The organism is Aromatoleum sp. (genome assembly GCF_035254505.1).
Taxonomy (GTDB): Bacteria; Pseudomonadota; Gammaproteobacteria; order Burkholderiales; family Rhodocyclaceae; genus Aromatoleum.
The window spans coordinates 86,535-98,557 of record NZ_DATFAO010000086.1; the positions used below are offsets into that span (position 1 = coordinate 86,535).

Consider the following 12,023-nt stretch of genomic DNA (forward strand, 5'->3'; position numbering starts at 1 on the left):
GGGGTCACCGCGCTTCGCGCGAGCGCGCACTCTGCCAGAAATCGAAGAAATTGAACCAGTTATATGGAGCACTGCGCGCGTAATGCTCCAGACGCGCGACGTAATGCACCAGCGCGGCCTGCTGCATCGCCGAGCGGTTGTCGCGCGTCGCCGTCGAGAAATCTGCGATCTGCTCGAAATGCAGGTCGTAGCGATTGCCGCCGCGGTAGAGTCCGACCATCAGGAACACCGGACGTTTCATCATCGCCGCCATGCGCCACGGCCCGAGCGGGAAATCTGCGGCCGAGCCGAAAAAATCGACCGGCGCGACGCCGTCATGGTCGAGGCTGCGGTCGGCCAGGAGGCCGACCAGCGAACCGTCGTCGAGCCGCTCCTTGACCTGCAGCATCGACTCCAGGCGGCCGAGCGGAATGATGTCCTGGTGCGCCGCGGGGTTGATCGCGGCAAGCGTCTCATTGACCTTGCGCGCGTTTTCCTCGTACATCACCATCGCCACGCGCGCGCCGAGCCCGTGTCGCCCCAGCGTACGCAGCACTTCGAAGCTGCCAAGATGAGCGCCCATCAGCAGCACGCCTTCGCCTCGGGCGACGCAGGCCCGGATCTCCTCGCCGCCGTGGATGTGGATGTCGAACAGGTCGTCCCGATCATTCACGAGATAGAGCCGATCGTGGATCGTCGAGGCGAAGGTGAAGAAGTGCTGCAGCAGGTCGCGAATCGACGGACGGCGACCGAGTGCGCGCTGCAGCCAGTTGCGCGACTGGCGCCGCGCGGTCGGCGAGAAGGCCAGGAAATAGGCCGCGATCAGCCCGAGCACGACGCGGGCAGTACGCCGTCCGAGCCGTAGCGAGATCCACGTCATGAGCCGCAGCGTCGCCTGGTTGCTGCGCTCCGGCTGCTTGGCCCAGTTCGCTTGGACTTGGCGGGTCGGTGTGTCGACCGAGGGAGGACTCATGCTGTCGGAACCTTGAGAGAGCCGGTCGCGACCGCGTCCACGTCGTCGACGATGTCGAAGCGCCACGCGCCAGACGGCTGCGGCGTGAGCCGGATCACGAGCCGAGTGCTGGGGGCAACCGGGCGGAGGAACTTGGCCGAGGCGATCTCGCAGGGCGGGACCGTTCGGCCGAGCATATCGCCCAGTGCCTTGACCGCCCAACCGAGAAGCACCACGCCGGGCAGGATCGGACGTCCGGGGAAGTGGCCGGCGAAGGCGGGATGGTCGGCTGCGACCATGATCGAGGTCTCGTGGATCATGAGCGATCTGTTCCCTGGCGGCTCTGCGCGATCAGTGCTTCGAGCGCGGCGCGCGGCAGCTTGCCCGTCGCATTGCGCGGCAGCGCGTCGGCGAAGAGCAGCGGACGCGGCAGGAACAGCGGATCGACCCGCTCGCGCAAGGCGCGGAGGAGGCCCGCATGATCGAGCGTCGGCGCGACGACCACGGCCATAAGGCGTGTGACGCCATCCACCTGCTCATCGTCGGGCATCAGGAAACATCCGTCGACGACGCCTGGGATCGCGTTGAGTTGGTGGTTCAGGTAGGACAGCGAACTGCGCTTGCCCGCGATGTTCACCAGGTCCGCGGAACGGCCATGCAGCAGGAAGCGATCGGCCGACACCGGTTCGATGATGTCGCTGAGGACTGTCGGCACGTCGATGTGCCCGTCCTGGGCTCGCACCTGGCCGTCTTCTTCGATCAGCGTCACGCCGCGAAAGAGCTGCCATTCCGTCGTATGTGCCGTACTGCGCGTCGCGAGCTGGCCGGTCTCGGTGCAGCCGTAGATTTCCAGCAGCGGGCACTGCAGTCGTGTCTCGATCTCTACGGCGAGATTGCCTGACAAGGGGGCGGTCGCGGAGACGACGAGATCGGCCTTCGGCAGCGCGATTCCGGCGCCGAGCAGGGTGCGCAGGTGGAACGGCGTCGACACCAGCGCGCGCGGCTGCGGGCACGCCTCCATTGCGGACACGATGTCCGCCGGATAGAAGGGGCGTCCGGCCCACATCGCACCGCCCCCGAGCATCGCGAGCAATACGGTCGATTCGAAGCCGTACATGTGCTGCGGCGGAACCGTGCCGATCAAGGTGAATCGGTCCTCCGCCCGCAGCGCCAGACGGTCTGCTTCGGCAGCGATGTTGCGGACCAGCGAGCCCCAGGTCTTGCGATGCGGTACCGGCGCGCCCGTCGAGCCGGAAGTGAAGACGTAGGCGACGCACTGCCCCGGATCGACCAAGGGAATCGCGCCGTCGAATTCGTCCGGCTGCACCTCAGGGTAGTGGCACTGAGGCAGCTCGATATCGCACGGAAGGGTGTCCGTGAGGCAGAACACATCCGGTGCGAAGCCGAGGAGCTGACGGACTGTGTCCGGCGTGTGGGTCGATGGCAGCAGGCTGATCTTGCCCGTCATCACCGAGGCTGCAAGGCCCACGGCGAAGCGATAGCGGTCGGCGCAGACGTTCAGGACGTGCTTGCCGGCCGGCAGTGCCCAAGCGACCCGCTCGACGTCCGACAGGAAGTGCGCGACGGAGATGCATTCGTCGCCGCGCCAGGCGAGGGGGGCATCCAGACTGGCGTGCCGCAGCAGCGGCAGGCCTGACGCAACAGACACGGAGTTCATCATTCGAGGGGGGAGGAAATTCGGGGGGCGGCGGAGCTCGCCGTGTTGCGCCGATAGGCGCGGATTGCGTCGATGATGTTGCTGCGGTCTTCGGGCAGCAGGCGCTGGCGGACGAGGTATTCCGCGACGAACATCGCTCCGACGAGCGGCCAGTTGAGCAGGTTCGCGAAGGTTGACCAGACCGTCGCGGGGGCAAAGGCGAAGAGGATTGCCGATGTGCCCGCCATCGTGCCGAAGAATACCGTCCAGGCGAGCGTCACCTGCCGCGTGTAACGGGTCGAGGCAGGACTGATGTGTCCGTGGATCATTTCGGCGATATCGGTGCAGAGAGGTTTGCGTCCCGCTGCGAGCGTGCGCCCGAAGCCGATGCCGAGCAGCAGGTTCAGACCGACGTGCTGCACGAAGAACAGCCAGTCGACGTTATGCGCGAGCGTCGGCCACAGGGCGGCGAGTGCGGCCGTCGCCGCGGCGAGCAGGACCAGCAGCACAGGGCGCCGCGGCGAATGCCAGGCGAAGGCTGCGGCGCCCGCGGCGAAGGGGCCGATCGCGAGCATCGCCCCCCAGTCCGACGACTCCACCAACGCGCTGGCGTAATGGGCCGCCACCGCCGATGCGGCGACGATCAGGCCGATGGCGAGCACGCGAGCTGCGCGTGCAATGCCGGGGTTCATTTTGTGCGGTGGGCCGCGATGTACTCGGTAAGGCTCCGCAGCGAGCGGAAGATGTTGACGTTGTCCTCGTTGTCGGCGCGCAGCTGGAAGCCGAAACGCTTCGATACCACCAGTGCCACTTCGAGGATGTCGATGGAGTCGAGGCCGAGGCCTTCGCCGAACAGCGGGTCGTCAGCGGGAATCGCGGCCGGAGCCAGATCGAGGTTCAGGGCTTCTACGACGAGGCCGGCGACTTCCAGACGCAGGGCATCGAGGTCGGCCGCGGAGGGGTTTGCAGGAACGGTCATGGATCTAGTCTTGCGCTGGACGCGCCGGTCTGCGCGCGCGTCGGGTTGAGTGCCGTCGGATCCGTCGGGCCTCGTGATATCGGAAGAAACGCTTCGAAGCGTGAGGCGCCGGCAAACCGGTGAAAACCTTGAATTTTACCCAAATCGACGGTCCACTGCACACGGAGGTTACATTGACAATGCATCCTCCTGGCGCAGGGGTCGATTATCATGCATCAAGACCCGTGAGCTGGAGATGCGTGCCTCGCAGCTCGAAACACAAACCCCGGTCAATGGATGGAAGCTTGCTGTGAACAAGGCATTTGTTAAAGAAGGCGACGGTTCCGACGACGATGAGGACATCCCTGTCGCGTCGCGTCTGCCGCCCGGGAGCAAGAACTACATGACGCGTCGCGGCTACGATGCCCTGCGGGTCGAACTCGATCAGATCGTGCGCGTGGAGCGGCCCAAGCTTGTCGAGACCGTCGCGTGGGCGGCATCGAACGGCGACCGCTCCGAAAACGGCGACTACATCTACGGCAAGAAGCGCCTGCGCGAGATCGACCGGCGCATCCGATTCCTGATCAAGCGCATCGAGAGCGCCGAGGTCGTCGACCTCGAGCGTCAGCAGGGCATGGAGCAGGTGTTCTTCGGCGCGACGGTGACGGTGTTCGACGTGGACGACGAAGATGGCGACGGCGAGCAGACTTGGCAGATTGTCGGCGTGGACGAGGCGGACGCGAGCGCGGGTCGAATCAGCTGGATCTCGCCGCTCGCACGCGCCCTGATGAAGGCCCGCGAGGGCGACGTCGTGCGCTTCGTGAGCCCGGCGGGACCGCGAGAGATCGAGGTTGTCGAAATCCGCTATCAGTGAGCGTTGCGGCGGGACTTGAAATTCCCGGAACGTGCCCCACATACGTGCGCGTTCCTGTGTAAATGGAGTTTCAACCGATGACCACTGCCGCCGGCGCTCAGACCCTGAATTTCCAGGCCGAGGTGAAGCAGCTGCTTCACCTGATGATCCACTCGCTGTATTCCAACCGCGAGATCTTCCTGCGCGAGCTGATTTCGAACGCGTCGGATGCCTGCGACAAGCTGCGCTTCGAGGCTCTCGACAAGCCGGAACTCTTCGAAGGTGAAGGCGAACTGGCGATCCGTATTTCGTTCGATACGGACGCGAAGACCGTCACCGTCGCCGACAACGGCATCGGCATGAGCCGCGACGAAGCGATCGCGCACCTCGGCACGATCGCCAAGTCCGGCACCAAGGAATTCTTCTCGCAGCTCACCGGCGACCAGAAGAAGGACGCCCACCTCATCGGCCAGTTCGGCGTCGGCTTCTACTCGGCCTTCATCGTCGCCGACAAGGTCACCGTCGTCACGCGTCGCGCGGGCCTGCCGGCTGCGGAAGGCGTGAAGTGGGAATGCTCGATGGTCGGCGAGGGCGCCGGCGAATACACCGTCGAAGCGGTCGACAAGGCCGGCCGCGGCACCGAGATCACGCTGCATTTGCGCGAAGGCCAGGAAGACCTGCTGTCGGGCTGGAAGCTGCGCAGCCTGATCCGCAAGTACTCGGACCACATCGTCCAGCCCATCCTGATGAAGAAGGAAGAGTGGGACAAGGACAAGAACGAGCAGGTCACGACCGACGAAGACGAGACCGTCAACCAGGCCAACGCCCTGTGGACGCGCTCGAAGAACGACATCACCGAAGACGAGTACAAGGCCTTCTACAAGCACGTCGGCCACGACTTCGACGAGCCGCTGGCGTGGAGCCATGCGCGTGTCGAAGGCCGCCACGAGTACACGCAGCTGCTGTATGTGCCGTCGCACGCGCCCTTCGACATGTGGGACCGCAACGCCCGTCACGGCATCAAGCTGTACGTGAAGCGCGTGTTCATCATGGACGACGCTGAGAAGCTGATGCCGATGTACCTGCGCTTCGTCCGCGGCGTCGTCGATTCGAGCGATCTGCCGCTCAACGTCTCGCGCGAGATCCTGCAGGAAAGCAAGGATATCGACACGATCCGCGCCGGCTGCACGAAGAAGGTGCTGGGCCTGCTCGAAGACATGGCGACCAGCGAAGACGCGGCCGAGAAGGAGAAGTACGCGACCTTCTGGAAGGAATTCGGCAAGGTGCTGAAGGAAGGCGTCGGTGAGGACTTCGCGAACAAGGACAAGATCGCCGGCCTGCTGCGCTTCGCTTCGACGCACACCGACACGCCTGAGGAGACCGTCTCGCTCGCCGACTACATCGGCCGCATGAAGGAAGGCCAGGACAAGATCTACTTCGTCACCGCCGAATCCTTCAACGCGGCGAAGAACAGCCCGCACCTCGAGATCTTCCGCAAGAAGGGCATCGAAGTGCTGTTGCTCTCGGATCGCGTCGACGAGTGGGTGATCGGCAACCTGACCGAGTTCGACGGCAAGCCGCTTCTCTCGGTCGCGAAGGGCGGTTTGGACCTGGGTAGCCTCGAGGACGAAGCCGAGAAGAAGGAAGCCGAGAAGGCTGCCGACGAGTACAAGGACCTGCTCGAGAAGATGAAGGCGAGCCTTGGCGAGCGCGTCAAGGACGTGCGCGTCACGCACCGCCTGACCGATTCGCCCGCCTGCCTCGTCGCCGACGAGCACGACATGGGGATGAACCTCTCTCGCATCCTGAAGGCCGCCGGCCAGCAGGCGCCGGTGTCGAAGCCGATCCTCGAGATCAACCCGCAGCACCCTGCGGTGATGCGCCTCAAGTACGAGGAAAAGCAGTTCGACGACTGGGCCGCGGTGCTCTTCGATCAGGCGCTGCTCGCCGAAGGCGGCACGCTCGACGATCCGGCGACCTTCGTCAAGCGCATCAACCAGCTGATGATGGCGATGAGCGGCAACTGAGTCCCGCCGCACGTCGTATCCGGAAACCGCCCATGCTTTCGTCGTGGGCGGTTTCTTGTTTACTGCCCCGGTAGTGGCTGCCGGTCGTCGCGAAGCGCCGGTACGCTGAAGGCTTCGGCCGTCGCGCGCCGAAGCATGGCCGCCGCGAGCGCATCGTAAAGCGGGAGCGGCGACACCGATCGCGAAATCCCGTGCGCGATCAAGGAGGTCGCCATCAGGGGCATCAACAGCTCGTGATTCGCCGTCATTTCCATCACGATGACGAAGGATGTGATCGGGGCCTGCGTCATTGCGGACAAGAAGGCGACCATGCCGAGCACCAGCAACGGGGCCACCGGGCCGGCAGGCAGGAAATGCGAAAGCACCGCGCCCACCCCAGCGCCGACGGCAAGGGCTGGCGCGAACAGACCGCCCGGAATGCCGCTGGCGAATGCCAGCCAGATCACGAGCATCTTTGCGGCGAAAAAATAGCCCGGCAGGGGCGCGATCCCTTCCAGCGCGGCCTTCGATTCCGCGTATCCGGTGCCCGAGGTCAAACCGCCCGTCGCCAAGCCGACGAGCGCTGTGCCGAGCCCGCACAGCGCGGCGAACGCGACCGGACGGTCAAGTGCGAAATGCCCAAGGCGGCCTGGCAGGCCTCGCGACGAAGCGATCAGCAGGCGGCAGAACGCACCGCCGAGGAAACCCCCGACCACACCGCAAGCCAGCGTCGGCCACAAGGCCCCCGGCCAACCGAGCGCCGTGAGCGTGCGACCGAAGTAGGTGTAGTTGCCGAGCATCGAAAGAGACATCAGGCCGGCGAAGATCACGGCCGTCAGCGTCGTGCTGTTGGCGCGGAAGGCATGGTCGCGGCACATCTCCTCGATGGCGAACATGATCCCCGCAAGCGGCGTGTTGAAGGCGGCGGCCAACCCCGCGGCCGCGCCCGCGACGATCAGGTTATGGCTCGACGCAATGCGCCCAAGCCTTCGATCGGCAAGACTGTGCATCACTGCGGCACCGACCTGCACGGACGGTCCTTCACGGCCGATTGACGCGCCGCAGAGCAGTCCCCCGAGCGTCAGCGCGATCTTGGCGAATGCGATGCGCAACGAAAGAAAGCGGACGCGCACACCCGGGTCGTCGCTGTGGGACGCAGCAATCGCCTGCGGGATGCCGCTTCCTTGCGTGCCGCGGAAGAAGCGCCGCGAAAGCCAGGACATTGCGGCGAAACCCGCGGGTGCGACGAGCAGCGACAGCCACGGCGAAATGTGCAGCAAGGCGTTGTGCGCAGCGAGCGCACGCTCCGCCCCCAAGGCGAATACGATTGCCATCAGGCCGGCAAACAATGCGGCGCCGACGAGGACAGCGCGGTTTCGCCAGCGTTGCGGCGACAGCCAGGGAACTGCGTGTCGGCGCCCGCTTCGGGCGATCTGACGAAGGTGGCGGGTGGGGGCCGAGTGCTTGGGGAAGAACAAGGAAAATTCCGTAAACTGAGGCGGGACAAGTGTCGGTGACGGCGGCTTTCCGCTACGATACGCGGCGCCCGCGTTCAGCGAAATGATTGCCGCAAATTTTGTTTGGAAGAAGCTACCGGAGTGCCACTCATGCCCCTTTCTCCCGTTGCAGACAAGGCCATGGAGACATCCAGGGTTACACCGCTGTCGGTTCTTCAGCGCTTTCGTGTGCTCATTCGGACCGCGCAGCGGCATTCGCAATGGATCGAGCGTCAAAGCGGCGTGACGGGGGCGCAGCTGTGGGCCCTGCAGGAACTCTGCGAGGCGCCGGGCCTGCGCGTCGGCGAACTGGCGACGCGGATGGCGCTGCATCAATCGACGGCGTCGAACATGATCGACAAGCTCGAATCCAACGGACTTGTCGTGAAGGAGCGAACGAGTGCCGATCAGCGCGTCGTGCGTCTGTCGCTGACGCAGGGGGGGCGGGACCTGCTTGCCCGCGCGCCTTCGCCCGCGCGAGGTGTGCTACCGGAAGCGCTGCGCCTGCTTGACGACGAGTCACTCGGGCGCCTGCAGGGCGAACTCGACGGGCTGCTTCAGCAGATCAAAGGGCTGGACGAGGGCTTCGGCATGCAGCCTTTGCCGTTCGCAGAGTAGTTCAGACCTTCTTCGCTAACTGCCGCATGGCCCGTTCCAGGCCGTCGAGCGTCATCGGATACATCCGTTCCCCCATGATCCGGTTGATGATCTCGATCGACTGGCGATAGGGCCACAGCCGTTCCGGTTCCGGATTCAGCCACGCCGCCGCCGGCCACGCGTCGAGCAGGCGGCGCAGCCAGGTGGCGCCCGCTTCCTTGTTCATGTGCTCGATAGAGCCGTGCTGGTGCAGGATCTCGTACGGGCTCATCGTCGCGTCGCCGACGAAGATCAGTTTGTAGTCGGGTCCGTATTTGTGGATCAGGTCGAGGACCGGCACGCTCGCGCTGAAGCGCCGGCGGTTGTCGCGCCACACTCCCTCGTAGACGCAGTTGTGGAAGTAGAAGTGCTCAAGGTGCTTGAACTCGCTGCGGCACGCGGAGAACAGCTCCTCGCAGGCCTTCACGTGATCGTCCATCGAGCCGCCGATGTCCAGGAAGAGCAGCACCTTGACTGCGTTGTGCCGCTCCGGGCGCATCAGCAGGTCTAGCCACCCGGCATTGCGCGCCGTCGCGGCGATCGTGCCGTCGAGGTCGAGCTCCTCCGCCGCGCCTTCGCGCGCGAATCGGCGCAGGCGCCGCAGCGCGACCTTGATATTGCGCGTGCCGAGTTCGATCGCATCGTCCAGATTGCGGAACTCGCGCTTCTCCCAGACCTTGACCGCCGTCCGGTTGCCGGCCGACTCGCCGCCGATGCGGATGCCCTCGGGGTGATAGCCGCCGTTGCCGAAGGGGGAGCTGCCGCCGGTGCCGATCCACTTGGAACCGCCCTGATGGCGCCCTTTCTGCTCCCCCAGTCGCTTGCGCAGCTCGTCCATCAGCTTGTCCCAGCCGAGTTTTTCGAGCTGGGCTTTCTGTTCCGGCGTCAGATGGCGCTTCATCATCGCGCGCAGCCATTCCTCCGGCAATTCGGTCTCGAGCCCCGGAATCTCGCTGACGCCCTTGAAGTAGGCGGCAAAGGCCTGATCGAATCGGTCGTAGCGCGATTCGTCCTTCACGAGGCAGGTGCGGGCGAAGTAGTAGAACGCGTCGATGTCCGGCCCGCATACGCCGTCGCGCAGCCCTTCGAGCAGGGTCAGGAACTCGCGCGTCGACACGGGCAGTTTGGAGGTCTTGAGATGGAGGAAGAAGTCGATCAGCATGGGGTATCGCTCCCGTTTCCGGCTGGCTAGGCGTTGACCTCGAGCGCCCACGAGAATGCGTCCAGATGGTGGCGCGTGGCGACCTCTGGTCCGATGCCGCAGCGTTCGGCGGCGCTCCTGAGTGTTTCCGGATCGCCGTTCTCGCAGGCGACCGCAAGCTGCAGGAAGTCGGCCATTGGGCCTTCGGCCCGCAGCACCGCGGCCTCGATTTCGGGCGCCGGCGCCAGCGAGGCGATCGCCTCCGCCATCGGCACTTCCAGGATGACATCGACGAGCGACAGCAGGCCGACGAGATAGAGGGCGTCCCGCTGCGCGGCTGGCCGATTCTCGCCAAGCAGCTCCATTAGCCGCGCCCGCACGAGCGCGTTTTCGAGCGCCGCCGCCGCGCGGGGCGAGCCGCCCTTGTCGGCGCCGTAGAGCAACAGCATCAGCCAGCGATAGAGCTTTTCCCGCCCGAGTCGCAGGACCGCCCCTTCGATCGACGTGATCTCCTGCCCCGACCCCACCGCTGCGGAATTGATGTAGCGCATCAGGCGCAGCGACAGCGCCGCGTCCTGTTTCAGCAGGTCCACGAGTTCTCGCGTGTCGGCATCCCCGCGTAGGCGTGAGATGAGTTGTGCCAGCCGCGCGGTATTTGGCCCGAGCCGGTTGCCATGCCAGTCCTGCCGGCTCGTGACGAATGGGCCTTGGAAGAGGGCGGCACCCAGTGTGCGGCACAGCTGGAAGTCGTCCTGGCTGGGAAGATCGCGCGCGATGACTTCGGCCTTCGACGCCGCCTTCTTCAGGCGATCCATCGATTGTTTGAGTTGTTCGGGTTCGGATGCCGCGGCCCGCACGACGATGTAATCGCATTCGGCAAGCAGGGCCGGGCGATCTCCGTCGAGTTGTTCCGCCCGCAGCCCGATACGGTAACCCGCCTTGCGCAAGGAGCGGGTCGTGGCGAGCAGATCGACGAGGGCCGGCGCGCCGTCTTCTTCGGGAATGGCGGTTACGACCAGTGCGGTGTTGCGGGCCGGGAGGTCGAGGATCGACGGGTGATCAAGAAAGGAATCGGGAACGTCGAGGAACGCCGTGCGATGCCCGAGCAGGCGCCCGATGTCCACATTGGCGAGATTGCGCGCGAGGACTTCGGCGTAGACGTGCTGGATGCGGCGACCGCGTGCGCGGATGCGATTCCGCGTGCCTTCGTGCAGCATGAACTGGTAGCCCGCAACGCGCTGATCTCGGCCGAGCACCGACTCCCGGCAGAGGAATCCGTCGATTTCGGGGGCCGCGGCCGGGCGCGCCTGCACCGGAGTCGAAGCGGCCGCAGTGCCCGGAGCGCCCGAAGTGCGAATGGGCGCCTGGCGATTCAACTCGTCGAAGTGCTTGCGTTCGGCGGCCTCCTTGCCTTCGTCGTGACCGGAAAACGCACCTTTCAACGCGGACAGGATGCGAGATAACATCGTCGGCAAACCGCCCTCAGCGATTCTGGCGAGCCATATAGACGAGCCGCTCGAAGAGGTGAAGATCCTGTTCGTTCTTCAGCAGCGCTCCCGCCAGCGGCGGTATCCCGGCCTGCTTGCCTTCGGTGCGTAGCGCGGCGGGTGGAATCTCTTCGGCGATCAGCAGCTTCAGCCAGTCGATCAGTTCCGAGGTCGAGGGCTTCTTCTTCAAGCCCGGTACGTCCCGCAAGCCGAAGAAGACTTCCAGCGCTTCGCGCAGCAACTCCTGGCCGAGGTCGGGGTAATGCACGTCCACGATGCGTTGCATCGTTTCGCGGTCTGGGAAGCGGATGTAGTGGAAGAAGCAGCGCCGCAGGAAGGCGTCCGGCAGTTCCTTTTCGTTGTTCGACGTGATGAAGACGATGGGACGATGGCGTGCCTGCACGGTCTGCCGGGTCTCGTAGACGTGGAACTCCATGCGATCGAGCTCACGTAGCAGGTCGTTCGGAAATTCGATATCCGCCTTGTCGACCTCGTCGATCAGCACGACGCACGGCGTCTCCGATTCGAAGGCCTGCCAGAGCACGCCCTTGACGATGTAATTGGCGATGTCCTTGACACGGTCGTCGCCAAGCTGGGAGTCGCGTAGCCGCGACACGGCGTCGTATTCGTAGAGGCCCTGCTGGGCCTTGGTCGTCGATTTGATGTGCCACTGCAGCAGCGGAAGGCCGAGTGCGGTCGCGACTTCCTCGGCAAGCATCGTCTTGCCGGTGCCCGGTTCGCCCTTGATCAGCAGCGGCCGTTGCAGCTTGATCGCCGCGTTGACGGCAAGCATCAGGTCGGGGGTGGCGACGTAGTCCCGGGAACCTTCGAAGCGCATCGCGGAATTCCTCCAGTTGG

General features: G+C 65.0%; 12 protein-coding genes. 3 read left to right on the top strand and 9 right to left on the bottom strand.

Translation table 11 applies throughout. From position 1 onward, the window contains the following. Positions 1–4 precede the first annotated feature (4 nt). From VJ673_RS17435 to VJ673_RS17455, 5 genes are read right to left on the bottom strand one after another with little or no spacing between them, the layout of a single operon-like run. Complete coding sequence (locus tag VJ673_RS17435) at positions 5–952, bottom strand: lysophospholipid acyltransferase family protein (protein ID WP_324127427.1); 948 nt, start codon at positions 950–952, stop codon at positions 5–7. Next, positions 949–1,251: an ApeI family dehydratase gene (locus VJ673_RS17440; protein ID WP_324127428.1), complete on the bottom strand. Its 303-nt coding sequence runs from the start codon at positions 1,249–1,251 to the stop codon at positions 949–951. Before VJ673_RS17440 ends, VJ673_RS17435 begins: the two co-directional genes overlap by 4 nt. Beyond that, positions 1,248–2,609 (bottom strand): AMP-binding protein, encoded by a 1,362-nt coding sequence (locus tag VJ673_RS17445; RefSeq protein ID WP_324127429.1) that lies wholly within the window; start codon positions 2,607–2,609, stop codon positions 1,248–1,250. Before VJ673_RS17445 ends, VJ673_RS17440 begins: the two co-directional genes overlap by 4 nt. Further along, a complete protein-coding gene (locus VJ673_RS17450; RefSeq protein WP_324127430.1) occupies positions 2,609–3,280 on the bottom strand; it encodes a COG4648 family protein in 672 nt (223 codons plus the stop codon). Before VJ673_RS17450 ends, VJ673_RS17445 begins: the two co-directional genes overlap by 1 nt. Beyond that, on the bottom strand, positions 3,277–3,567 hold the full coding sequence (locus tag VJ673_RS17455; RefSeq protein WP_324127431.1) for a phosphopantetheine-binding protein: 291 nt from the start codon (positions 3,565–3,567) through the stop codon (positions 3,277–3,279). The genes VJ673_RS17450 and VJ673_RS17455 overlap by 4 nt, the downstream gene beginning before the upstream one ends. Positions 3,568–3,856: 289 nt before the next feature. On the opposite strand from VJ673_RS17455, the gene greB reads away from it, so the two are divergent. Continuing rightward, on the top strand, positions 3,857–4,420 hold the full coding sequence (gene greB / locus VJ673_RS17460; protein WP_324127432.1) for a transcription elongation factor GreB: 564 nt from the start codon (positions 3,857–3,859) through the stop codon (positions 4,418–4,420). A 77-nt stretch (positions 4,421–4,497) separates the two neighbouring features. Then, positions 4,498–6,426 carry a molecular chaperone HtpG gene (gene htpG / locus VJ673_RS17465; RefSeq protein WP_324127433.1) on the top strand — a complete coding sequence of 643 codons (1,929 nt, stop codon included), beginning with the start codon at positions 4,498–4,500 and terminating at the stop codon, positions 6,424–6,426. Between the two features lie 59 nt (positions 6,427–6,485). Here the strand turns inward: htpG and VJ673_RS17470 are convergent, their stop codons facing one another. Further along, a complete protein-coding gene (locus VJ673_RS17470; protein ID WP_324127434.1) occupies positions 6,486–7,739 on the bottom strand; it encodes a chloride channel protein in 1,254 nt (417 codons plus the stop codon). 273 nt (positions 7,740–8,012) lie between these two features. On the opposite strand from VJ673_RS17470, the gene VJ673_RS17475 reads away from it, so the two are divergent. Next, positions 8,013–8,519 (top strand): MarR family winged helix-turn-helix transcriptional regulator, encoded by a 507-nt coding sequence (locus tag VJ673_RS17475; protein ID WP_324127435.1) that lies wholly within the window; start codon positions 8,013–8,015, stop codon positions 8,517–8,519. A 1-nt stretch (position 8,520) separates the two neighbouring features. Here the strand turns inward: VJ673_RS17475 and VJ673_RS17480 are convergent, their stop codons facing one another. Genes VJ673_RS17480 through VJ673_RS17490 form a run of 3 tightly spaced genes read right to left on the bottom strand, consistent with a single transcriptional unit; the run spans position 8,521 to position 12,003 of the window. After that, positions 8,521–9,699, bottom strand: coding sequence for a vWA domain-containing protein (locus VJ673_RS17480; protein ID WP_324127436.1), 1,179 nt, complete (start codon positions 9,697–9,699; stop codon positions 8,521–8,523). 26 nt (positions 9,700–9,725) lie between these two features. Further along, complete coding sequence (locus VJ673_RS17485) at positions 9,726–11,144, bottom strand: EAL and HDOD domain-containing protein (protein ID WP_324127437.1); 1,419 nt, start codon at positions 11,142–11,144, stop codon at positions 9,726–9,728. Positions 11,145–11,160: 16 nt separating this feature from the next. Further along, on the bottom strand, positions 11,161–12,003 hold the full coding sequence (locus VJ673_RS17490; RefSeq protein ID WP_324127438.1) for an AAA family ATPase: 843 nt from the start codon (positions 12,001–12,003) through the stop codon (positions 11,161–11,163). Positions 12,004–12,023: the final 20 nt, after the last annotated feature.